This window comes from Stenotrophomonas sp. 14P6.2.3 (genome assembly GCF_057799055.1).
This window is the reverse complement of the sequence record NZ_JBYOLA010000011.1, coordinates 1-22450: the sequence shown is the minus strand read 5'-3', so window position 1 is coordinate 22450 and position 22450 is coordinate 1. Positions and strand designations below refer to the sequence as shown.

27 protein-coding genes and 1 tRNA gene are annotated in these 22450 nt (G+C 65.8%); 19 read left to right on the top strand and 9 right to left on the bottom strand.

Annotation, left to right across the window (positions count from 1 at the left end; genetic code table 11):
* The first annotated feature begins 546 nt into the window (after positions 1–546).
* The 10 genes from ruvB to queC all read left to right on the top strand — a co-directional run bounded on the left by ruvB (position 547) and on the right by queC (position 8873).
* Positions 547–1587, top strand: a complete 1041-nt coding sequence (gene ruvB, locus AC27VL_RS10775; RefSeq protein ID WP_089236560.1) for a Holliday junction branch migration DNA helicase RuvB — start codon at positions 547–549, stop codon at positions 1585–1587.
* Positions 1577–2026 carry a tol-pal system-associated acyl-CoA thioesterase gene (ybgC, locus tag AC27VL_RS10770; protein WP_100553349.1) on the top strand — a complete coding sequence of 150 codons (450 nt, stop codon included), beginning with the start codon at positions 1577–1579 and terminating at the stop codon, positions 2024–2026. The genes ruvB and ybgC overlap by 11 nt, the downstream gene beginning before the upstream one ends.
* A 10-nt stretch (positions 2027–2036) precedes the next feature.
* Positions 2037–2816 (top strand): protein TolQ, encoded by a 780-nt coding sequence (gene tolQ, locus AC27VL_RS10765; RefSeq protein WP_025874672.1) that lies wholly within the window; start codon positions 2037–2039, stop codon positions 2814–2816.
* A 24-nt stretch (positions 2817–2840) separates the two neighbouring features.
* Positions 2841–3269, top strand: a complete 429-nt coding sequence (gene tolR, locus AC27VL_RS10760; RefSeq protein WP_100553348.1) for a protein TolR — start codon at positions 2841–2843, stop codon at positions 3267–3269.
* Positions 3259–4314, top strand: coding sequence for a cell envelope integrity protein TolA (tolA, locus tag AC27VL_RS10755; protein ID WP_488766367.1), 1056 nt, complete (start codon positions 3259–3261; stop codon positions 4312–4314). The genes tolR and tolA overlap by 11 nt, the downstream gene beginning before the upstream one ends.
* A 250-nt stretch (positions 4315–4564) precedes the next feature.
* Positions 4565–5884 carry a Tol-Pal system beta propeller repeat protein TolB gene (gene tolB, locus AC27VL_RS10750; RefSeq protein WP_100460130.1) on the top strand — a complete coding sequence of 440 codons (1320 nt, stop codon included), beginning with the start codon at positions 4565–4567 and terminating at the stop codon, positions 5882–5884.
* Positions 5885–5948: 64 nt separating this feature from the next.
* Positions 5949–6467 carry a peptidoglycan-associated lipoprotein Pal gene (gene pal, locus AC27VL_RS10745; RefSeq protein WP_100553345.1) on the top strand — a complete coding sequence of 173 codons (519 nt, stop codon included), beginning with the start codon at positions 5949–5951 and terminating at the stop codon, positions 6465–6467.
* A 3-nt stretch (positions 6468–6470) separates the two neighbouring features.
* The gene (ybgF, locus tag AC27VL_RS10740) at positions 6471–7289 is read left to right on the top strand and encodes a tol-pal system protein YbgF (RefSeq protein WP_088100990.1); all 819 of its coding nucleotides are present in this window, start codon (positions 6471–6473) and stop codon (positions 7287–7289) included.
* Between the two features lie 139 nt (positions 7290–7428).
* Complete coding sequence (gene queE / locus AC27VL_RS10735; RefSeq protein WP_488766364.1) at positions 7429–8130, top strand: 7-carboxy-7-deazaguanine synthase QueE; 702 nt, start codon at positions 7429–7431, stop codon at positions 8128–8130.
* Positions 8131–8207: 77 nt separating this feature from the next.
* On the top strand, positions 8208–8873 hold the full coding sequence (gene queC, locus AC27VL_RS10730; RefSeq protein WP_100553343.1) for a 7-cyano-7-deazaguanine synthase QueC: 666 nt from the start codon (positions 8208–8210) through the stop codon (positions 8871–8873).
* Positions 8874–8945: 72 nt separating this feature from the next.
* Here the strand turns inward: queC and AC27VL_RS10725 are convergent, their stop codons facing one another.
* Positions 8946–9905 carry a DUF2268 domain-containing putative Zn-dependent protease gene (locus AC27VL_RS10725; protein ID WP_488766363.1) on the bottom strand — a complete coding sequence of 320 codons (960 nt, stop codon included), beginning with the start codon at positions 9903–9905 and terminating at the stop codon, positions 8946–8948.
* Positions 9906–10051: 146 nt separating this feature from the next.
* Here AC27VL_RS10725 and AC27VL_RS10720 point away from each other — a divergent pair.
* Positions 10052–10127 (top strand) — tRNA-Lys (locus tag AC27VL_RS10720).
* Between the two features lie 218 nt (positions 10128–10345).
* On the opposite strand, the gene AC27VL_RS10715 is transcribed toward AC27VL_RS10720, so the two are convergent.
* Positions 10346–10579, bottom strand: coding sequence for a hypothetical protein (locus tag AC27VL_RS10715; protein ID WP_025874663.1), 234 nt, complete (start codon positions 10577–10579; stop codon positions 10346–10348).
* An 88-nt stretch (positions 10580–10667) separates the two neighbouring features.
* Positions 10668–11174 (bottom strand): hypothetical protein, encoded by a 507-nt coding sequence (locus AC27VL_RS10710; RefSeq protein ID WP_100553302.1) that lies wholly within the window; start codon positions 11172–11174, stop codon positions 10668–10670.
* An 85-nt stretch (positions 11175–11259) separates the two neighbouring features.
* On the opposite strand from AC27VL_RS10710, the gene AC27VL_RS10705 reads away from it, so the two are divergent.
* From AC27VL_RS10705 to AC27VL_RS10675, 7 genes are all read left to right on the top strand, one after another.
* Positions 11260–11520: a helix-turn-helix domain-containing protein gene (locus AC27VL_RS10705; protein ID WP_025874662.1), complete on the top strand. Its 261-nt coding sequence runs from the start codon at positions 11260–11262 to the stop codon at positions 11518–11520.
* Positions 11510–11938, top strand: coding sequence for a hypothetical protein (locus AC27VL_RS10700; protein ID WP_100553301.1), 429 nt, complete (start codon positions 11510–11512; stop codon positions 11936–11938). The genes AC27VL_RS10705 and AC27VL_RS10700 overlap by 11 nt, the downstream gene beginning before the upstream one ends.
* A gap of 124 nt (positions 11939–12062) precedes the next feature.
* The gene (locus AC27VL_RS10695) at positions 12063–12260 is read left to right on the top strand and encodes a hypothetical protein (RefSeq protein ID WP_025874660.1); all 198 of its coding nucleotides are present in this window, start codon (positions 12063–12065) and stop codon (positions 12258–12260) included.
* Positions 12257–12793 carry a glycoside hydrolase family protein gene (locus AC27VL_RS10690; RefSeq protein ID WP_100553300.1) on the top strand — a complete coding sequence of 179 codons (537 nt, stop codon included), beginning with the start codon at positions 12257–12259 and terminating at the stop codon, positions 12791–12793. The genes AC27VL_RS10695 and AC27VL_RS10690 overlap by 4 nt, the downstream gene beginning before the upstream one ends.
* 3 nt (positions 12794–12796) lie before the next feature.
* A complete protein-coding gene (locus AC27VL_RS10685; RefSeq protein ID WP_488766359.1) occupies positions 12797–13261 on the top strand; it encodes a lysis system spanin subunit in 465 nt (154 codons plus the stop codon).
* Between the two features lie 146 nt (positions 13262–13407).
* Complete coding sequence (locus AC27VL_RS10680; protein ID WP_488766357.1) at positions 13408–14253, top strand: alpha/beta hydrolase; 846 nt, start codon at positions 13408–13410, stop codon at positions 14251–14253.
* Between the two features lie 88 nt (positions 14254–14341).
* Positions 14342–15277: an alpha/beta hydrolase gene (locus AC27VL_RS10675; RefSeq protein WP_488766355.1), complete on the top strand. Its 936-nt coding sequence runs from the start codon at positions 14342–14344 to the stop codon at positions 15275–15277.
* 130 nt (positions 15278–15407) lie between these two features.
* On the opposite strand, the gene AC27VL_RS10670 is transcribed toward AC27VL_RS10675, so the two are convergent.
* Positions 15408–15830, bottom strand: coding sequence for a response regulator (locus AC27VL_RS10670; protein ID WP_488766353.1), 423 nt, complete (start codon positions 15828–15830; stop codon positions 15408–15410).
* A gap of 278 nt (positions 15831–16108) precedes the next feature.
* On the opposite strand from AC27VL_RS10670, the gene AC27VL_RS10665 reads away from it, so the two are divergent.
* Complete coding sequence (locus AC27VL_RS10665; RefSeq protein WP_025874650.1) at positions 16109–16432, top strand: TFIIB-type zinc ribbon-containing protein; 324 nt, start codon at positions 16109–16111, stop codon at positions 16430–16432.
* 6 nt (positions 16433–16438) lie between these two features.
* On the opposite strand, the gene AC27VL_RS10660 is transcribed toward AC27VL_RS10665, so the two are convergent.
* The 5 genes from AC27VL_RS10660 to recQ all read right to left on the bottom strand — a co-directional run bounded on the left by AC27VL_RS10660 (position 16439) and on the right by recQ (position 22266).
* Positions 16439–16951 carry a GNAT family N-acetyltransferase gene (locus tag AC27VL_RS10660; protein ID WP_488766350.1) on the bottom strand — a complete coding sequence of 171 codons (513 nt, stop codon included), beginning with the start codon at positions 16949–16951 and terminating at the stop codon, positions 16439–16441.
* Between the two features lie 81 nt (positions 16952–17032).
* Positions 17033–18013: a copper resistance protein B gene (locus AC27VL_RS10655; protein ID WP_488766348.1), complete on the bottom strand. Its 981-nt coding sequence runs from the start codon at positions 18011–18013 to the stop codon at positions 17033–17035.
* On the bottom strand, positions 18010–19833 hold the full coding sequence (locus AC27VL_RS10650) for a copper resistance system multicopper oxidase (protein WP_488766347.1): 1824 nt from the start codon (positions 19831–19833) through the stop codon (positions 18010–18012). The genes AC27VL_RS10655 and AC27VL_RS10650 overlap by 4 nt, the downstream gene beginning before the upstream one ends.
* A 75-nt stretch (positions 19834–19908) precedes the next feature.
* Complete coding sequence (locus AC27VL_RS10645) at positions 19909–20295, bottom strand: CopL family metal-binding regulatory protein (protein ID WP_180165645.1); 387 nt, start codon at positions 20293–20295, stop codon at positions 19909–19911.
* 165 nt (positions 20296–20460) lie between these two features.
* Positions 20461–22266, bottom strand: coding sequence for a DNA helicase RecQ (recQ, locus tag AC27VL_RS10640; RefSeq protein ID WP_099818829.1), 1806 nt, complete (start codon positions 22264–22266; stop codon positions 20461–20463).
* Positions 22267–22450 lie beyond the last annotated feature (184 nt).

Below are 22450 nucleotides of genomic sequence, written 5' to 3'. Positions count from 1 at the left end.
GAGCATTCCACCTTATCCCCGCGCCTGCCGGCGCGCCCCCTTGAACAACAAGGGGGCTTTACCTCCTGAATTGCCCCGGTCCTGACCTGAGCATTGCTCGGCTCCACAACTCCATCCACGCATGGCGTGGATCTACCGTGTCGACCAAGGTCGACACCCACCAAGAGCAGGCCATTCCGTGTCGACCAAGGTCGACACCTACCAAGAGCAGGCCATTCCGTGTCGACCAAGGTCGACACCTACCAAGAGCAGGCCATACCGTGTCGACCAGGGTCGACACCTACCAGGAGCAGGACATGCCATTCCGGCAGATTGCGCAGATCTGTCGAAGGTGGGGTGGGTCCGGTTGCGGGGGCGTGAGCGCCATGGATAGCGCGACCGAGCTTAGATGGACGTACTTGCAGCGTCCCCCGCAACCGGGCCCACCCCGCCATCCCTCAGGAAACCTGCTTCTGCTCTTGCTTCGGCTGTTGCCGTTGCTTTGGCCTCCGCGGGTGCCGGGCGCAGCCCGGCCGAATCCCCCCGTTTTTGCCGCATAATCAGCACATGACCGACGACCGCATCATCGGTGCCGGCGCCACCCGCGAGGATGACGCCGCCGACGCCAGCATCCGACCCAAGCGACTTGCCGACTACCTCGGCCAGGTGCCGGTGCGCGAACAGATGGATATCTACATCCAGGCCGCCAAGGGTCGTGGTGATGCGCTGGACCACGTGCTGATCTTCGGCCCGCCCGGCCTGGGCAAGACCACCCTCAGCCATGTCATCGCCAACGAACTGGGTGTGGCCCTGCGCGTGACCTCCGGCCCGGTGATCGAAAAGGCCGGCGACCTCGCCGCGCTGCTGACCAATCTGCAGCCGCACGATGTGTTGTTCATCGACGAAATCCATCGCCTGTCGCCGGTGGTGGAAGAAGTGCTGTACCCGGCGATGGAAGATTTCCAGATCGACATCATGATCGGCGAGGGCCCCGCAGCACGCTCGATCAAGATCGATCTGCCGCCGTTCACCCTGATCGGCGCCACCACCCGCGCCGGTCTGCTGACCGCGCCGCTGCGCGACCGCTTCGGCATCGTCCAGCGCCTGGAGTTCTACAGCGTCGAAGAACTGACCCGCATCGTGCGTCGCTCGGCCGCCATCCTGGCCATCGACTGCACCGCCGACGGGGCAGGGGAGATCGCGCGCCGCGCGCGGGGCACCCCGCGTATCGCCAACCGCCTGCTGCGCCGCGTGCGCGATTACGCCCAGGTCAAGGCGGGTGGCCACATCGACCAGACCGTGGCCCAGGCGGCGATGCAGATGCTCAAGGTCGACCCGGAGGGCTTCGATGAGCTCGATCGTCGGCTGCTGAAGACCATGGTCGACTACTTCGACGGTGGCCCGGTTGGCATTGAATCGCTGGCTGCGGCGCTGTCCGAAGAGCGTGGCACGCTCGAAGATGTGGTCGAGCCGTACCTGATCCAGCAGGGCTACCTGGTGCGCACCGCGCGCGGCCGCATGGCTACCCACAAGGCCTACCGGCACCTGGGCCTGAAGCCGAAAAACCCGCCGCAGGATCTGTTCGCCGAGGTCCCCGATGTCGGTTGAACCCTCGGTTGAACCCCGATTCAGTTGGCCGACACGCATTTACTGGGAAGATACCGACGCTGGCGGAGTGGTTTACCACGCCCGCTACGTGGCCTTCATGGAAAGGGCGCGGACCGAATGGATGCGTGCGCTGGGCTTCGGCCAGGAGCGCATGCGTACCGAGCACGGCATGGTCTTCGCGGTGCGCTCCATGCAGATGGACTTCATCAAGCCGGCACGGCTGGATGACCAGCTGCAGGTGAGCGCCAGCCTGGTCCAGCTGAAGAAGGCCAGCATGGTCTTCGACCAGCAGGTCCTGCGCGACGGCCAGCTGCTGCTGTCCGCGCAGGTCCGCATCGCCGCACTGGACGCGGCCAGTTTCCGCCCGCGTGGCATGGACGATCTGGTCCTTGCCGCGCTGCAACCCCACCTCCACCCCGAATCCGAACAGAACTCTTGAGGAACAACGGATGATCGCAACGCTCCTGGCCCTGCAGGCCACGGTCACCGAGGCTTTGCCGGCTGACGTCAGCAATGCCGCGACCCAGACCCTTGCCCAGGCCACCACCGGCGGCGGCATCAACTACCTCGAACTGATGGCCAAGGCCAGCCTGCCGGTGAAGATCATCGTGCTGGCGCTGCTGGTCGGCTCGTTCGTCAGCTGGGTGATCATTTTCCGCAAGGCCCGCATCTTCAAGCAGGCCACACGCGAAGCCGACGAGTTCGAGAACCGCTTCTGGTCCGGTGCCGACCTGGGCAAGCTGTACAGCTCGGCCACCGACCGCAGCCGCAATGTCGGCGGCCTGGAAGCGATCTTCGAAGCCGGTTTCCGCGAGTACACCCGCCTGCGCGACAAGCGCCGGCTGGATGGCCGTGCCCAGCTGGAAGGTGCCCAGCGCGCGATGCGCACCACCTACACCCGCGAAGTCGACCAGCTCGAACGCAACCTGGAACTGCTGGCCAACATCGGTTCCACCGCCCCGTACGTGGGCCTGGTCGGCACCGTATTCGGAATCATGGTGACCATGCACGACATGATCAGCAGCGGTGCCCAGGCCGGTATCGCCGCCGTCGCCCCGGGCATCTCCGAAGCGCTGTTCGCCACCGCCATCGGCCTGTTCGTGGCGATTCCGGCAGTGTGGGCCTACAACCGCTTCACCACCCGCGTGGAGCGCATGTCGGTGCGTTTCGAGACCTTCGCCGACGAGTTCAGCTCGATCCTGCAGCGCCAGAGCGCTGGCGACGAGTAAGCGCCAGACCCGGGAGTCCAAGCCATGTCCGCTGCCATCGGTCGCCGCAAGCGCCGCAAGCTGAAATCGGAAATCAACGTCGTTCCTTATATCGACGTCATGCTGGTGCTGTTGATCATCTTCATGGTCACCGCGCCCATGCTCACCCTGACCTTCGACGTCGACCTGCCCAATTCCAACGCCAAGGCGCTGGAAAGCAAGCAGGATCCGTTGATCGTCTCGGTGCGCCAGGACGGCCAGCTCAGCCTGAAGCTGCCCGACGCCAAGGAGCCCACCGCAGTCACCGCCGAGGAACTGCAGGGCCACCTGTCCGGCATCGCCGCGCAGGACAAGGACGTGCGCGTGATCGTCGCCGCCGACCGTGCCGTGGCCTATGAAAAGGTCATCGATGCGATGGATGTGATCAAGCGTGCCCACGTCGACAAGGTGAGCCTGGCCACCGATGCACGCTGACGCCCTGCCGCCGCCGCATACGGAGGAACCGGGTTGGGGCCTGCCCCTGGTACTGGCCGTGCTGGTGCACCTGCTGGTCGCGCTGATCTTCATCGGCGCCTGGCTGTGGTCGCCGCAGCGCAATACCGATGCCGCCGCAGGCGATCCCTCGGTCGAGGCCAGCCTGGCGCTGTCCGCGTCCGAAGCCGCCGCCGCCCGTCAGGCCCTGCGCCAGTCGGAGAAGCTGGAAGACCTGCCGCCGCCGGTCGCCGAGCCGATCCCGGTGCCGGAGGACACCATCCCGCCGCCGCAGCCGATTGAAGAGCCGCGCCCGCAGGACGCGCCGACGCCGCAGCAGCAACAGGCGCAGGAGCGCGTGGCGCAGCCGGACACCAAGGACCAGGACGCGGTCAGCGCGTTGGCGATCTCGCAGGAAAAGGCAAAGCAGGAGCAGGAAGCCAAGCGCCGCCAGGAGCAGATCGACCTGACCGAGCGCAAGCGCCAGGAAGAGGCCGAGCAGAAGCTGCGCCTGGCCAAGCAGCAGGAAGCGGACGCCAAGAAGAAGCAGGCGGACCAGGAGCGTCTGGCGGCCGACAAGGCCGAGGCCGAGAAGCAGAAGAAGATCGCCGACATCCGTGCCCGCCGCGAGCAGGCCGAGAAGGAAGCCAAGCTGGCCGAGCAGAAGCTGCGCCAGGTCGCTGCCGCGCGTAACGCTGCCGGCACTGCAGCCGCAGGCGCCAGCGGCGCCGCTCAGCCGGCTGCCGGTGGTGGTGGCAGCAGTGACGACCTGTCAGCCAAGTACGCTGCGGCCATCCAGGCCAAGGTGCTGGCGCAGTGGGTGCGTCCGGACAGTGTTCCGCTGGGCCAACGCTGCCAGATCACCATCAACCAGCTGCCGGGTGGGACGGTCCGCAGCGCTACGGTCAGCGCCGGCTGCCCGTTCGACGAGGCCGGCAAGCGCTCGATCGAAGCCGCCGTGCTCAACGCCCAGCCCCTGCCGTACCGAGGCTTCGAGCAGGTGTTCGCGCGCACGATCAACTTCACCTTCACCGCCCAGGATCGCTGAGGCGCAGGGGCAGGGCAGCCCTGTGGGGCTGTCCCGTCATCCGATGACGCCTCTGACTCTGGATCGTACGGTGCCGTCCAAGCCATGCTTTGGGCGAGTCATCCGCACGGAAGTTGGCCGCGACGTTAACGGCATGTGAGAGAACCGGCTGGCACTGACCCGGAATTCACGTACCCTTGGTTCATGATTGCGAAGCGGTTCACTGCCGTTTTGTTATCCCTCGTTCCGGTTCCCCCTATTTGAGCGCTCCATGAAGAAGATGCCTCGCTGGCTTGCCGTGTTTGCGGCTCTGTTGCTGCCCTTTGCTGCCGTCGCGCAGCAGAAGGGGCTGGATATCGACATCATCGGCGGCAACGCCTCCGCCCTCCCGATCACCATCGTGCCGATGCCCTACCAGGGTTCGGCCGCCGCCCCGCAGACCGACGTCGCCGGCGTGGTCCGTGCCGACCTGGAACGTTCGGGCCAGTTCCGCACGCTGCCCGAAGCGCAGATCGTGGAAAAGCCGATCCGTGGCGGTGACATCCAGTTCGCCACCTGGCGTGCGCTGAAGCAGAACTACATCGTCGTCGGCCGGGTCATGGACGCCGGCGCCGGCGCCTACCGCGTCGAGTACGAACTGTTCGATGTGCCCAAGGGCGAGCGCCTGCTGGGCCTGGCGATGACCGCACGCGGCAACGCCATGCGCGACGTTGCCCACCAGATGGCCGACGCCATCTACGAAAAGATCACCGGTGTCCGTGGCGCCTTCTGGACCCGCATCGCCTACGTGACCGCAAGCGGCAAGGGCGACGCCATGCGCTATGCGCTGATGGTCGCCGATTCGGACGGCTTCAACCCGCAGACCATCGTGCGTTCGGCCGAGCCGCTGCTGTCGCCGTCGTGGAGCCCGGATGGCAACAAGCTGGCCTACGTCAGCTTCGAGCGTGGCAACTCGGCCATCTACATCCAGAACATCTCCACCGGCGCCCGTGAACTGGTCACCAGCTTCCGCGGCATCAACAGCGCCCCGGCCTTCTCGCCGGACGGCCGCAAGCTGGCCCTGACCCTGTCGCGTTCGGGCAACCCGGAAATCTACGTGATGGACCTGGGCAGCAAGCAGCTGACCCAGCTGACCAACCACTTCGCCATCGATACCGAGCCGACCTGGGCCCCGGACGGCAGCGCGGTGTACTTCACCTCCGACCGCGGCGGTCGCCCGCAGGTCTACAAGGTCGGTGCCGGTGGTGGCAGCGCCGAGCGCGTGACCTTCCAGGGCAACTACAACGCCAAGCCCTCGGTGTCCTACGACGGCAAGAAGATCGCTGTCGCCCAGGGTTCGGGCAACAGCTACAAGATCGCGCTGATGGACAGCTCGCTGGGCTCGCCGCGCTGGAGCACGCTGTCGCCGGGTTCGCTGGACGAATCGCCGAGCTTCGCGCCCAACGCGAGCATGGTGCTGTATGCCGCCCGTGAGGGTGGTCGTGGTGTGCTGTACGCCGTCTCGGCCGACGCGCGCGTGCGCCAGCGCCTGGTTCTGGCAGACGGTGATGTGCGCGAGCCGGCATGGTCCCCATACCGTACCCAGCGCTAAAAGAGTGTTAATATTTTCTCTGTATTGAACCCCTCATCGGCTTAGGAGCCACAAAGGTATCGCCATGAACAAGTCCACCCGCGTTCTGCTTGTTTCCCTGCTGTCCGTGGCCGTCCTGGCCGGTTGCTCGAAGAAGGTCAAGGAAGAAGCCCCGGCTCCGGTCGATACCGGCACCTCGACCACCACCCCGACCGGTCCGTCCACCTCCGGCCTGTACGGCCCGGGCGATCTGGACACCGATGCCTGCCTGCGTCAGCGCGTTGTCTACTTCGACCTGGACAAGGAAGAAGTGAAGTCGGAATTCCAGGCCATCATGGCTTGCCACGCCAAGTACCTGCGTGACCGTCCGTCTTCGCGCATCACCCTGCAGGGCCACACCGACGAGCGCGGTTCGCGCGCGTACAACCAGGCCCTGGGCGAGCGTCGTGGCAACGGCGTCAACTCGGCGCTGCAGGCCAACGGTGGCTCGGCTTCGCAGCTGACCGTCGTGTCCTACGGTGAAGAGCGTCCGGTCTGCACCGAGTCGAACGAGTCCTGCTGGTCGCAGAACCGTCGCGTCGAAATCGTCTACACCGCGCAGTAATCCATGCGCCTTGGCATCAAACTGATGCTGGTCGTTGCGGCAGCCCTCGTGGCTGCCGCACCGGCGCATGCACAACGTCAGAGTCTGGCCGACCGTGTCGGTTCGCTCGAGCAGCAGATGTACAACAACAGTGCCAACCAGGACCTGTTGAACCAGATCAACCAGCTGCGGCAGCAGGTCACCAGCCTGCAGGCCTCGATCGAGCAACTCCAGCACGACAACGCCCAGCTCAAGCAGTCCGCCCAGGACCAGTACCTGGATCTGGACAGCCGCCTGAACCGGTTGGAAGGGGGCTCTGCCGCCCCGGCCCTGCCTGCTGTTCCGGCGAGCGCACCGAAGGCTCCTGCAGCCCCGGCAAAACCCGCAGCGGCGGCCACTTCCGAGCGGCCGCCTTCCGTCCATGGTGACCCGGGCAGTCTGGCCGTCACCGGTGACGAGCGTACGTCCTACAACGTGGCTTTCGATGCGTTGAAGGCAGGCAAGTACGATGATTCGGCGCAGCTGTTCCTGAGCTTCCTGGAGCTGTACCCGAACGGTGTCTACGCCCCCAATGCGCTGTACTGGCTGGGCGAGAGCTACTACGCTACCCGCAATTTCCCGATGGCCGAGTCCCAGTTCCGCGAACTGCTCTCGCGCTATCCCACCCACGACAAGGCCGCAGGTGGCCTGCTCAAGGTCGGCCTCTCGCAGTATGGCGAGGGCAAGGTCGACCAGGCCCAGCAGACGCTGGAGACCGTCGTGGCGCAATACCCGGGCTCGGATGCCGCGCGTACCGCGCAGGACCGCCTGCAATCGATCCGCCTTGGCAATCAGATCCGCTGATCCGCTGACCGGGCGTACAATACGCACCCTGGCGCCGGGCTGACTCCCGGCAGCCTCCTGTAGAGCCGAGCCCATGCTCGGCTGCTTTCGTTTCCGGCGCCGATACATCCGTCGCCCGTCCCATGAAGAATTGTTTGCCATGACCGCCGTTTCCCCGTCCGCCGCCGTCGCCACGCCCAGCGAAATCGTGCAGTCGCCACTGCCGCGCCTGAAGATCACCGAGATCTTCACCTCGCTGCAGGGCGAAGCCGATACCGCTGGTTGGCCGACCGTGTTCGTGCGCCTGACCGGCTGCCCGCTGCGCTGCCAGTACTGCGACACCGCGTACGCCTTCCACGGCGGCACCTGGTGGGACATCGACGACATCGTCGCCGAGGTGCTGGCGCAGGGCGTGCGTCACGTCTGTGTGACCGGCGGCGAGCCGCTGGCACAGAAGCGCTGCCTGGTGCTGCTGCAGAAGCTGTGTGATGCCGGCCTGGATGTGTCGCTGGAAACCTCCGGTGCGCTGGACGTCGGTGCGGTCGATCCGCGCGTGTCGCGTGTGGTCGACATCAAGACCCCCGGCTCGGCCGAGGTCGCCCACAACCGGCTGGAGAACCTGCCGCTGCTGACCACGCGCGACCAGATCAAGTTCGTGATCTGCAACCGCGAAGACTACGACTGGGCCAAGGCCATGGTCGCCGAACACGAACTGGTACAACGCACGATGGTGTTCTTCTCGCCCAGCAAGGGCGAGATCACTGCCCGCCAGCTGGCGGACTGGATCGTGGAAGACCGGCTGCCGGTGCGCTTCCAGATGCAGTTGCATAAGATTCTGTGGAATGACGAGCCGGGCCGCTGAGCCCGTTTGTTGTTCCTTGATGTAGTTCCGGCGCGGGACAGCGTGCTGGCTTTTCCCCCAAACCGGATGATTTACCCATGAAGAAGGCAGTCGTGCTTCTCTCCGGCGGCATGGATTCAGCCGCCGTCATCGCCATGGCCCAGGAACAGGGCTTCGCCGTGCATGCCCTGAGCGTGCGTTACGGCCAGCGCCATACCTCCGAGCTGGATGCCGCCGCGCGCGTGGCCAAGGCCCAGGGTGTGATCGTGCACAAGACCGTGGACGTGGACCTGCGCAGCATCGGCGGCTCGGCGCTTACCGATGACATCGACGTGCCCGAGGCGGGCGGCGAGGGCATCCCGGTCACCTACGTGCCGGCGCGCAACACCATCATGCTGTCGTTGGCCTTGGGCTGGGCCGAAGTGCTCGGTGCCAACGACATCTTCTGCGGCGTCAACGCCGTGGACTACTCCGGTTACCCGGATTGCCGTCCCGAGTTCATCGCTGCCTTCCAGGCGCTGGCCAACCTGGCGACCAAGTCGGGCGTGGAAGGCGCGGGCATCACCGTGCATGCGCCGCTGCAGTTCCTCAGCAAGGGCCAGATCGTCAGCGAAGGCGTGCGCCTGGGCGTGGACTTCGGCCTGACCGTGTCCTGCTACAACGCCGATGCCAACGGCGCGGCCTGTGGCCATTGCGACGCCTGCCGCCTGCGTGCGCAGGGCTTCACCGATGCCGGCGTGGCCGACCCGACGCTGTACGCCTGAGGTAATGGGGGCTGATGCCCCAATGGTAGGTGCCAACCTTGGTTGGCACTGTGCGCCGGGCACGGTCCGGCGCTACCGCTGCTGCAACCACCCCGACGCCTCGATAAACGCCCGCACCGTGGCCGGATCTGTGTAATCCAGCTCGATCATCCGTGCGATCGCCGCCTGCTCATCCGGCTGCTGGCGCATGTACTCCTGCGCGATGCGGTAACCGGCGTAGTAGCCCACATCACTCACCCCGAACGGATTGCGTGCGCTGTTGTACAGCCAGTTGTCCAGATCATTGCCGTCCATCTCCACGATGAAGCGAGCGCGGATGTCGGATTCATGCAACGGCCCGTAGGTGTACAGCGGCAGCGCCGGTCGGCGACCGCTGATCCGTTCGGCGATGTACTCGGCCACGCCCTCGCGCACCGCGTACTGTGCGAGCGAGCCGGTTGTCTCGTGCTGCTGGGTGTGCACGTACTCGTGCAGGTTGTTCTGCGCGTTGTTCGCGCCGGGAGTGCTGTCGTAGAAGACCCGAAGGCGGCTGCGCAACGGCTCCGGCAGTTCACTGACATCCACGCTTGCATCGCCGAGTGCCATCTCCGCGCCTATCAGCACCTGGTTGCCCAGCGTGGTGCCACCTGTGCGCAGCACGCCCACGGCATAGGTGATGCTGGCCGGGCGCAGGGCGGGGTAGAGCCTGCGGAACGCCGTCAGATCCCGCTCAAGCGTGGCGCTGGCCTGCTGGGCGTTGGCGGTCAGCGGCCGCACCGAGGCCCAGAAGCGCGGCCAGGCGAGCATTGTGTCGGCGTACTCGACGGCGGTGTAGTTGCGCACCTTCATCAGCGCATGCAGGCCGGCACTACCCGGCTCGATGTAGTGCTGCCGGACCAGGGCCACCCGCTGCGCGCCATCGGGCTCGGCAAGCACCGCATCGTAGGTACTCCAGAATCGGGCGATGTCATCTGTCTGTACCGATGGGGTCGCAGCAGTGGTGATGGCGCAGGGCAGCAGCAGGCAGGCGTACAGACAGAAGGACAGGCGCATCCGTGGCTCCGAAGGAAGAAGGATCGTGGATGAGATGCGTCCGGTGCATGGAACGGTTTAACTGCAGGCCGATACTGCAATGATTTCTCTCTGCCGCGCAAAGTAGGGTAGAATGCCCACCCCGCCGACAGGCAGGGATGTTGCATGGGCCGTTAGCTCAGTCGGTAGAGCAGAAGACTTTTAATCTTTTGGTCGATGGTTCGAATCCATCACGGCCCACCATCGCAGACAGCGCCGGCATCATCTGCCGCGCAACCCAGAAAGCGCCGAGAGGCGCTTTTTTGTTGCCCGCGTGCAGCCAGGGGCGGCCACGCCCGCGACGCTGGCGCAGGAAATCTTCCAGCAACACCGAATAATTACCTTTAAGGTAATTAATTTGGGAATATGAAGTAATAAATCGTGCGACTCTGGCCGGTCAGAATCGACCGGCCAGGTCTTTTTCAACCGTAGTGCGCGCGTAGAAGCCCGGCGTCGTGGAAGGAAATCCCCTCGCGGATGCACTCCTCGGCGCGTTCCATGTCCTTGTGCAGCTGGATCAGGGCATCGTCGGCGAGCTGGTCGATGTCCACCACTCCGCAACAGGCCTGGTCGATCACATGCTGCATCGGCTCGCCCCAGCGCCGCCGTACGTTGCGGATCATGCGGCAATGCCACTCGCGCATGATGGCGTCCATCCGCCGTTCCCCCGGGGCTGCATGCGCCTCACCGGCCACCACCCGCAAGGCCGGCGCCGGGCTGCGACCGCCGCGCAGTTCCTGGGTCCTAGCGGCCAACCGCTGTGCGAGCTCCTCGAGTCGCGTGTGAGTCATCCTTCGCCTCCCTGATCCGTTTTGCCAGAAGCTTCGTCAGGTCGAGCACATTGTCCGGCGCCGAAGGCTGACCGAACGCGTCCACGACCATGAATGCGGTCTCCAGCAGCACAGGATCGTAGATCCATTCCGGTGGATCGCCGACCAGCTCCAGGTAGTGCGAAAGCACCTTGACCGCAGCGCTCATCTTCTCGAAATCCAGTCCCGTAGATTGAGACTGAAGCGACACATCAACGTCCTGATCGGCACGATCGAGCGTGCCGTGCGGGAGCTGCATTGCCGACTCGAGATCGCGGGCCAGGCGATGGCCGATGCTCTTCGGGTTGCTCTCCGAAATCCACTGGCTGACCTGGGGCTGCGCCCAGCGGGTGCCGCCGAACAGGCGGGCCCATTCGGCCGGGCCGCCGGCAGCGGCAACGCGGAGGCGCATGTTGAGGGTGCGGGCGGTACTGGCGTCCATCTGTAGATGGTGCTCTGCATTACCAATCCAGCAAATGACCAAAACGGTATTGACTATCCATTACCTTGACGGTAATGTGTGGGCCATGAACCTCATCGACTACGCCATCTCCCAAGGGGGCTACGGCACCCCCAGTTGTCCCGTGATGCGCCGTCTGGCCCACCAGACCGGCTGTGCGCTGCGGACCCTCTACATGATCGCCCGCGGCCACAAGTTGCCCGGTGCCCGTCTGTGCCGACGCATCGAGCTGGCCACGGCCGGCGCGGTCCGCCGCGAATTCCTGCGCCCGGATGTGTTCGCGCCGGGTCCGTCGTCCATCCAAGGAGAAGCCCACCATGCAGCTTGATACGTTCGGCGAATACGTCCGCAGCCGTCTGGAGCACTGGGGCGGTGAGTACGCTCTGCATCGCGACTGCGAATACCTGGGCTTCCAATCACGCAACCTGCTGGCTGTCCTGATCGAGCATCGCGGCGACATGCCAGGCCGTGCGCAGGGGTACAAGCCACTGGAGACGGATCTGCTGGCGCAGCAGATCGAAGACATCATCACCGCAGTTGCCCGTGACAACGTGGCGATGGCCTGCGCACTGCGTGGCTACTACTGCGGTCGCGGCCGTCGCAAGGTCGAGCGCTTCGAGACCGCCAATCTGCTGCTCGCCAACTGCGGGCAGCGACCGGTCTCCAACCGGCATTACCTGAATCTGGTCGAGCTGGGCTTCCAGCGCGTGCGCGGCTGGATGGAAGGCATCGCCCAGGCCGCATGAGCGGTGGGCGCAACTTTCGCCCGTCTCCCGACCGGATGAACCCTCGCGCCCAGCCGGCAGCGAGACGGGCACCTCTCCCGGCCACCTCGATACGTCGTGGCCAGCATCGAATCCTGGACTTTCCATGAAAGAAGAAATCTTCAGCGCAGTGGGCGCAGCGGCGGCCAAATCGGCTCCGCCGGTAACCGTTGCCGGTGCACTTGCCGCCGGCATAACCCTGGACCGCCTGGTGGTGGTCCTGACCATCATCTATCTCGCCGCGCAGATCGCTTACCTGTGCTGGCGCTGGTTGCGCGAGTGGCGGCGGAAGGGGCGCGAATGAGCAGGCCGGCCACAGCGTTGCCGGTGCGCCGTCTGGTTGCCGCGCTGGCCCTCAGTGCCGCAGGCCTGATCGCCATTGTCGAGCATGAGGGCTATACCGACGCGGCGGTGGTGCCGACCCGCAACGATCGTCCGACCTATGGTTTTGGCTCGACCCGACGCGAAGATGGCACGCCGGTGCGGCTCGGAGACCGGACTACACCGGTCCGTGCGCTGCGTACCGTGGAAGCACATCTGGCGCGCGAGGAATCGCAGTTCCGCGCATCGTTGCCGGGCGTCGCGCTGACTCAGGGTGAGTACGACACCTATGTCGACTTCCTCTACCAGTATGGGATCGGCAACTGGAATGGATCGTCCATGCGCGGGCACCTCCTGCGAGGTGAGTATCGCCAGGCATGCGATGCGTTGCTGCTGTGGAAGCGGGCAGGGGGCTACGACTGTTCGACCCGGGTCAACGGACAGCCGAACACGGTGTGCTGGGGCGTATGGCAACGGCAGCAACAGCGTCATGCCCGCTGCCTGGCGGAGCAGTGAAGGATGCCACGCACATTGATCGCGATTGCGCTGCTGGTGCTGTGGTCGTCGGTGATGTTCGCGGCAGGCTGGGGCTGGCGTGGCGATCGCAGCGATGCCGCAAAGTCAGAGGTTGCGTCGCTGCAGCACGCCGAGGCAATGCAGGCCGAGCGCGCAGCGCGCGAACGGCAGGCGGTACAGACCGGGGCGATGGCCTCGCTGGGAGTACGACATGAACAAGATCGCGAACGTGCGGCCGAAGTGGAAGCCGAGGTGGTCGCTGGCCTGCGTGCTGGCAGTCTCCGGTTGCGCAACGACCTCGCCGCCTGCCATACCGGTCGCTTGTCCGACGCCACCGCCAGCGCCCGCGAACGTGATGCGGGCGCCCAACTACGAGCAGAGGTTGCGGCAGCGCTTGTTCGAATCGGACGCGACGCCGACGACCAGCTCAGGAGCTGCCAGGCGGTGATCGCGTTGGACCGGCGTTGAAAGCGTGCGGGTCGGGGTGGGGTCAGACCTTCGGTAACCCATGACGAGCATTCAGCAGCGGATCTTCGCAATCGGAGTCGAGATGGAGTCTGCCGTGCGATCAGCGTGGCGTTATGCTCAGCGTCTTTCCCAGGATGGGCCGCCCCATGCGTTTGATCGTGCTGTCGCTGTTGTTGTCCGCTGTCTCCGCCGCGCCGCTGATGGCCGCCGAGTCTGCGGCTGAGCCGGCGGTCGCTTCGCCGCTGGCCATCGGCGAAACCTTCACCATCGAATCCAAGGCGCTGGGCGAAACCCGCCGCATCAACGTGTACCGCCCAAAGCCGTGGGGCCTGGACCCGAAGACGCCGCTGCCGGTGCTCTACATGCCCGACGGCGGCATCGGCGAGGACTTCCTGCACGTGGCCGGGCTGGTGCAGGTGCTGACTGGCAATGGCAGCATGCGTCCGTTCCTGCTGGTCGGTATCGAAAACACCGAGCGCCGCCGTGACATGACCGGCCCCAGTCGTGATCCTGAGGATCAGAAGATCGCACCGCGCATCGGTGGCTCGGCGGCGTACCGAGATTTCCTGCGCGATGAACTGATGCCGCAGGTGCGCCAGCGCTACCCGACCACCGACGAGCGCGCGCTGATCGGCGAATCGCTGGCCGGATTGTTTGTGGTCGAGACGCTGCTGCAGGAACCGACCTTGTTCAACAGCTACATCGCGCTGGATCCCAGCCTGTGGTGGAACCGCGGTGCGTTGCTGTCTGGCGCAGGCAAGCAGTTGCCGTCGGTTGCCCACACCGGCGCACGGCTGTTCCTGGCCAGCAGTGGCCAGCCGGAACTGGCCGCATCGAGCGCACGCTTGGCGGCGATGTTGCAGCAGGCATCACCGGCAACGCTGGTGAAGTACCAGCCGCTGCCGGAAGAGACCCACGCGACGATCTACCACCCGGCGGCGCTGCAGGCCCTGCGGACGCTGTTCCCGGCACCGCCGCCGGCCTCGCCTTGAGAGGAGTGGCTTGGCGTGCAGCAACGCGGCGTGTGAGGATGCGGTAGCGGCGCCATCTGCGTGCGCCGCCCGCAACAGGAGAGCGCGGATGCAGCGTGTGCGTGGATGGAGTGTGCTGGCCTGCCTGGCCCTGGCAGGTTGCGCGATGTCGGTGGCGCCGCCGGCAACGCAGAATGAAGCCAAGGAAAGCGCGACGGCGGTGCCAGGCGTGATGCTGCCCGATACAGAGTCACTGCGCGTGCATGACCCGATCGGGCGCGACTATGCCCTGTGGGTGGCATTGCCTGCTGGCTACGCGGCGCATCCGCAGAAGCGCTATCCGGTGCTGTACGTGACCGACGCGTTGTACAGCTTCCCGCTGGTGCGCAGTGTGCGCAACCTGGTGGGGCAGCAGGGGGTCAACATCGAGGATTTCATCCTGGTCGGGTTGCCGCCGCAGGAAGGACTGACGTCCAAGCAGAGCCGCTCGCGCGATTACACGCCCAGCAACCCGGTGCGCACGCCAGCCGGCTACTACAGCGATGATGTTACCTACGGTGGTGCCGCGCACTATCGCGACTTTGTGGCTGCGCAGGTGTTGCCGATGGTCGATGCGCGCTACCGCACCGATCCCGCCCGGCGCGTGTTTGCGGGTCATTCCTATGGCGCGCTGTTTGGTGCTTACGTGCTGACGACCCAGCCGGACATGTTCAGCACCTACATCCTGTCCAGCCCGTCGCTGTGGTTCGACCAGCGTCTGTTGCCGCGCATGCAGGACGCCGCCGTCATCCCGGCGCAGCCGACCCGCGTGCTGTTGTCAGTGGGCAGCTACGAGACGGTCAAGGAAGGGCCGCGCTACTCCACCGGCAACGACATGCTGCGGCAGGCCGCCGACTTTACTGCCCAGCTGCAGCGCAGTGGCCGCAAGCTGCAGGTGGAGAACATCGTGATTGATGGCGAAGACCATCTCACTGTGTATCCGCGCGTGATCACCCGCGCGCTGCTGCAGGTACTTCCGGGCGAAGGACCGTATACCGGCGGTTGACGGCCAATTCCATCCACGCATGGCGTGGATCTACTGCGATGCGCACCGTTGTGTGAACGGAAAATGCTGCCAGTAGATCCACGCCATGCGTGGATGCACCAGTAGATCCACGCCATGCGTGGATGGGGCCTCACGCTGCCTGTGCATCCGCCCCGGTCAACACGCCGACATCCGCATGACGGAAGCACAACCGGATCGCATCCAGCAGCTCGCTCATGTTGTAGGGCTTGGGCAGGAAGTGGATGCCGTCATGCAGCTGCGGCAGCACGGCATGCTGGTCCATGCCGGAGGTCACCAGGATCGGCAGCTCGGGATACAGGTCGCGCACGCGGTTGGCGGCCTCGATACCGCTGACCCGGCCGAGATTGACGTCGGTGAACATCAGGTCGAAGCGCTCACCGGCCGCCAGCAGGCCCAGCGCGGCTTCGGCGCTGCTCACGCCTGCGACGTGGCAGGCCTGGCTCTCCAGCGCCATCCGGCTCAGTTCACGGGTTTCCTCGGCGTCTTCGATCAGCAGGACGCGTGGTTCAACGTGGCGCTTGGACAGCAGCATGACGCAACAACTCCGGACGGCAGGGCATGAAAGGCGCGCAAGTATGCGCAAGCCCCCAGTGAGCCCCGTGTGCAGGATTGGCTAAGTGGGCGTTACAAGACCTAGCTGCGCTGGCGGCGCGCATGCCAGGCCAGTGCTGCCACCGCCAGCAGGCGCAGTGCGCTGGGCAGCCGGGGGCAGCGGCACGCGCCGGAAGTCCCTGTGCCATCGGTCATGCGTTGCCGCACAGTCATCCGTACGCAGGTACAGTCGAGGCCAGACCGACAGGAGCAATGCGAATGCTGTGCCCCGTGTGCAAGACCCAGACCCTGCAGATGGCCGAGCGCCATGGCATCGAGATCGACTACTGCCCGAGCTGCCGTGGCGTATGGCTGGATCGTGGCGAACTCGACAAGATCATCGAACGCGCCACTGACGGTGCAGGCGCCGCCATGCCGCCGCCAGGGCCCGCGCCTGTGCAACCGCAGGCCGCGCCGCCGCCGGTGATGCATCGCGATACCCGTCATCTCGGCCAGCGCCACGACGACAACCGTGGCCAGTACAGCCAGGGTTACAAGAAAAAGAAGAAGGAGAGTTTCCTCTCCGAGCTGTTCGATTTCTGAGGTCGCTCAGGGCCGGCGCAGGATGAACTCGCGGTCGCGGCTGTCGCCGACGATGAAGTCGTACTCGCCGGCCTTGCTGCAGCCGTAGCGCGCGTAGAAGCGCTGCGCGCCAAAGTTCTCTTCCCACACGCCCACCCACAGGGTGCGGCGTTGTGGCTGGTCCAGCCAGGCCATGAACGTATCCATCAGCCGCGCGCCGTAGCCACCATTCTGGTGGCTGGCCAGGATGTACAGGCGCTTGAGTTCGATGTCGCCATCGCGCGCGTCCGCATGCGGCAGGGTGTTGGCACCGGCGGCCAGATAGCCCACCACCGTTTCGCCCTCCAGCAGCAGCCACACCGCACTGCGCGGGTCGGACAGTTCGACCCGCTGCGGTGCGGTGCCGTAGTGATCCTGCAGGAAGGTGTGCAGGTCCTGCGGCGGATAGGAATCGCCCCAGGTTTCGGTATAGGTGGCGATGGCGATCGCCGACAGGGCGTCGACGTCGGCCAGGGTGGCGCGGCGGATATGCAACGACATGGTGCAGCCTGCAATGGAACGTGCGGCAGTGTAGCCGGCCCCGGTGGTTGCCGGGGCTGGCTGCTGCTCACGATCCGCTGCTCAGAACCACATGCGGATGCCGGCGACCCAGCGCGTATCGCGTGCATGGTCGCCGGCATAGTCCGCCGTGTCGCCGAACGCGCGTTCGTGGCTGATGCCGATGTACGGCGCGAAGCGGCGGCGGAACTCGTACCGCAGGCGCAGGCCGGCTTCGACCTTGTTGAGGCCGCGGCCGATGCCGTACTCGGGTTCATCCTTGCTGGCCACGGTGGCTTCCAGCAGTGGCTGCAGGATCAACCGGTTGGTCAACAACACGTCGTATTCGATCTCGGCCTTGGCCATCAGCTGGCCACCGGAACCGGCATACAGCGTGGCCGAGCTTTCGAACTTGTACGGTGCCAACCCCTGGATGCCGATCGCCGCCCAGGTGCGTGAATCGGCGGGGCGGAAGTCCTGGCGTACGCCGACCAGCACGTCCCACCATGGCGAAATGGCACGCCCGTAGAGTCCTTCCACGCTAGAGGATTCCGTGCGGCCCTGGCTGCGTTCACCATCGGTACGCAGCCACAGGCGGTTGATGTTGCCGCCGATCCAGCCGCTGGCCTCCCAGGCCTGGCCGTTGCTGCTCTTGCCGTCCCAGTGTTCGAGGCGGTCGATCAGCAGCAGGCTGTTGATCTCCGGGGCGTGCTCCATCGCACCATGCGCGATGGGTGGGAACGCGGCTGCACGATCGGCATCGGTGGGGACAGGAATCGGTTCGCGCGGCGCGGTCGGCGCGGGCGTGCCATGGCCCATTGTCGAGTGATCCATCGCGCCATGATCCATCGCGCCATGGTCCATCGTTGAATGGTCCATCGCACCGTGATCCATCTTCGAGTGGTCCATCTTCGAATGATCCACGTCGGCCGCTGCCGCTGGCGTGGTATCGGCAGGAGGCGAGGGCGCTGTCATGTCATGACCGGCATGGGACTGCGCGAACGCGGGCAGCGCGGCCAACATGCCGAGGGTCAACAGGCTCGGAGCAAGCAGGGAACGGCTCATTCTTCGATCCTCACTTCGCGCATCATGCCTGCTTCCATGTGGTACAGCAGATGGCAGTGGTAGGCCCAGCGGCCGAGTGCATCGGCGCGCACGCGATAGGTACGGCGTGTGCCGGGCGGCATGTCGATGGTGTGCTTGCGCACCTGGAATTCGCCCTGTGCGTTCTCCAGATCGCTCCACACACCGTGTAGATGGATCGGGTGCTGCATCATCGTGTCGTTGACCAGCACGATGCGCATGCGCTCGCCGTAGTTAAGGCGCAGCGGCTCGGCACCGGCGAAGGGAGTGCCATCGAACGACCAGGAGAACTTCTCCATGTGGCCGGTCAGGTGCAGCTCGATCTCGCGACCGGGCTCGCGGCCGTCGGGGTCTTCGAACAGGCTGCGCATCGCACCATAGGTGAGTACCTGGCGGCCGTTGTCTCGCAGGCCGATGCCGGGGTCGTCCAGCTTCGGCTCGGTGGCCGAGCTCTGCATGTCCACGAGCGGATTGTTGCGCTCACTGGCCGGATGCTTTGGCGCCTTGCTGGCGGCATCGCTGCCGCCGCCATGCGCACCGTGGCCCATGCTGGCACCACAGCCGCCTTCCATGCCCTTCATTGCTGCCATGTCGTGGCCACCATGGCCACCATGGCCACCGCTGCCCATGTCGTGACCCATGTCGCTCATCGTCAGCAACGGGCGCGGGTCGCGCGCAGGAATCGGTGCCTGCAGGCCATGGCGCACGGCGAGGGTGCCGGCGGCATATCCGGTGCGGCCCATGTCCTGGCAGAAGATGGTGAAGGCATCCTGGCCGCTGGGTTCGACCAGTACGTCGTAGGTTTCGGCCGGGGCGATGCGGAACTCGTCGATGCTGACCGGATGGATGTACTGGCCGTCGGCGGCGACCACGGTCATCTTCAGGCCGGGAATGCGCACGTCGAAGTAGGTCATCGACGCGCCATTGATGAAGCGCAGCAGCACCTTTTCGCCACTGCGGAACAGCCCGGTCCAGTTGCCGGCCGGCGCAGTGCCGTTCATCAGGTAGGTGTAGGTGTGCGCGTTGATGTCGGAGATGTCGCTGGGCGTCATCCGCATCCGGCCCCACATGCCGCGGTCGGACAGTGCGGCCGACCAGCCATCGCGACGGGCGTCGCGCAGGAAGTCAGGCAGGGTGCGCTTGTAGTAGTTGTCGTGCTCGGCGAGCTTCTTCATGCGCCGGAACAGCGCGCCAGGATCCATGTCGGTCCAGTCGGACAGCATGATCACGTGCTCGCGGTCATGCCGGTAGGGCGCCGGTTCGGCCGGGTCGATGATCAGCGCACCGTACAGCCCTGCCTGTTCCTGGAACAGCGAATGGCTGTGATACCAGTAGGTGCCGGATTGCTTGAGATCGAAGTGGTAATGGTAGGTCTCGCCGGGGCCGATGCCGTTGAAGCTCAGGCCGGGTACGCCATCCATGTTGGCTGGCAGCAGGATGCCGTGCCAGTGGATGGAGGTGGGGTGCTGGCCGAGCGTGTTGCGCACGAACAGGTCCACGGTCTGGCCTTCGCGCCAGCGCAGGATCGGTGCCGGCAGCGAGCCGTTGACGGTGATCGCCGGGCGGGTGCGGCCGGTGAAGTTGGCCAGCGACTCGCCGATGGCCAGTTCAACGCGGGTATCACTGATGACGGCTGGCGCGCCGGCCAGGCGGGGCGCGGCAGAGGCGGCGGCGAGCACGCGCTGCGGGACGCCGGCTGCGGCGATGCCGGCAACCACGCCGCCAGCAGCGATGCCCTGCACGAAAAGACGGCGCGACGGCATGGGCACAGCGCCCGGGCCGGGAGGAATACGGGTACTCATGGTGGTGACTCCAAACACGGAAAGACGCCAGCGCAGGGCCGGCTTCAGTGCGCAGCGCGCACGAGGCGTGTTGGATCAGCCGATGGGAGGGCGTGAGATCGGCGGCAGCGGCGGTGCCGGGCGGCCGTTGGCCGGCATCGGCTGCGGGGTCAGGGATAGACCGGGGCCGGCCAGGAACGGCAGTGCCTGCACCGCCAGCAGCGGGTGCTGGGCGCAGCTGCGCACGCAGTCCTTGATCTGGCAGTGCGCGTCATGGGCGGGAGCCTTGGCCTGCGGCGTCTCGTCGGCGGTCATGCCGGCGTGGTGGTGGCAGTCCGCGTCGCCCTCATCGGTCATGGCCGAGGTCATCGCATGGGCCATGCGACCCATGTCCTCGTGTCCGCTGGCCATGGCCGCGTTCAGCCCGTTGAGCAACAGGCTGAGCATGAGCACGACACGGAGCAGGGTCGAGGCGAGGGACATGGCGTCAATTTAGCCGCAAGCGGGGCGGGATGCACTTCATGCTGAATGGTGTGTTCAAGGTTGGACCCGCACCAATGTAGAGCCGAGCCCACGCTCGGCTGCTTCTGCGGCAAAGGCAGCCGAGCGTGGGCTCGGCTCTACAGGGGCATCAGCGTACGGTTGGCGCTACCCTTCCTCGCGCACGATTTCCACCAACCTCGGACCATAGCGGCTGAGCTTGGTGCCGCCGATGCCACCGACCCGGGCCAGTTCGTCCAGCGAGGTCGGGCGCTGTTCGGCGATGTTGCGCAGGGTGCTGTCGTGGAAGATCACGAAGGCCGGTACGTTCTGCTCGCGCGCCAGCTCGGCGCGCAGGCCGCGCAGCGCATTGAACAGGGCCAGGTCCTGTGGCAGCACCGACAGGCCGGTGCGCTGCGCACTACGTTCGCGACCGGTACTGGCACTGACCGCATCACGGCGCATGCTGATCTGGCGGCGACCGGTCAGTACATCGCGGCTGGCATCGGTCAGGCGCAGGCCGCCGTGGCCCTCGCTGTCCACTTCCAGCAGGCTGGCGGCCACCAGCTGGCGGAACACGCTGCGCCAGGTGCGCGCATCCAGGTCGCGGCCGATGGCGTAGGTGCTCAGCTTGTCGTGGCCCTGCTGCTTGACCTTCTCGTTCTCGCTGCCACGCAGGACGTCGATCAGGTGGCCGACGCCGAAGCGCTGGCCACTGCGGTACACACAGCTCAAAGCCTTCTGCGCGGGGATGGTGGCATCCCAGGCCGCAGGCGGGGTCAGGCAGTTGTCGCAGTTGCCGCAGGGCTTGGGATAGGTTTCACCGAAACCGGCCAGCAGCACCTGGCGGCGGCACTGCATCGATTCGCAGTAGCCCAGCAGGTGGTCGAGCTTGGACCGCTCCAGCTGCTTGCGCTCCTCGCTGGCCTCGGACTGCTCGATCATCTGCTTGAGCAACACCACATCGCCCAGGCCGTAACAGAGCCAGGCCTCGGCGGCTTCACCATCGCGACCGGCGCGGCCGGTCTCCTGGTAATAGCCTTCCATCGACTTGGGCAGATCGGTGTGGGCGACGAAGCGCACGTCCGGCTTGTCGATGCCCATGCCGAAGGCGATGGTCGCGCACATCACAATGCCGTCTTCGCGCAGGAATCGACGCTGGTTGTTGGCACGCACTTCCGAGGGCAGGCCGGCGTGGTAGGGCAGGGCGTTGAAACCCTGCGTACACAGGAACTCGGCGGTTTCCTCCACCTTGCGCCGTGACATGCAGTAGACGATGCCGGCCTCGCTGCGATGGCTGCGCAGGAAATCGCTCAGCTGCTTGCGGGCGTTGTCCTTCTGCACCACGGTGTAGCGGATGTTGGGGCGGTCGAAGGAGCTGACGAAGTGACGGGCCTCGGCCAGGTCCAGGCGCTCGGCGATCTCGCGCTGGGTCGGCGGGTCGGCGGTAGCGGTCAGGGCGATCCGCGGAATCTCCGGCCAGCGCTCGTGCAGGACGGTCAGCTGCCGGTATTCGGGGCGGAAGTCGTGGCCCCATTGCGACACGCAATGGGCTTCATCGATGGCGAACAGGGCGATCCGGCTGCGCGACAGCAGCGACAGGAAGCGGCCGGTCAGCAGGCGCTCGGGGGCGACATAGAGCATGTCAAGCTCACCGGCGAGCAGTTCGCGTTCGACCCGGGCGGCCGTTTCGGCGTCCAGGGTAGAGTTCAGGAATTCGGCGCGCACGCCGAGCTGGCGCAGGGCTTCGACCTGGTCCTGCATCAGCGCGATCAGCGGCGAGATGACGATGCCACAGCCGTCACGCAGCAGGGCGGGCACCTGGTAGCACAGCGACTTGCCGCCACCGGTAGGCATCAGCACCAGGGCATCGTGACCGGCAGCCACATGCTCCACGATGTCCTGCTGCGGACCACGGAAATCGTCGTAACCAAAGACGCGGCGGAGCAGGTCGTGCGCGGGACGGGAAGCCATCCGGCTAGTTTACCCCGGCGGGGGTTCGGCCGGGTTGCACCCGGCACCTGCTATGAGCCAAAGCAACGTCAACGTCAACGTCAAAGGCAACAGCCGGCTCTGGGGTGATCCGTGGTTTGGCGGGGCGGTGTCGGATTGCGGGGACGCCGCAAGTACGTCCCTGTAGGCTTGGCCGCGGCATCCA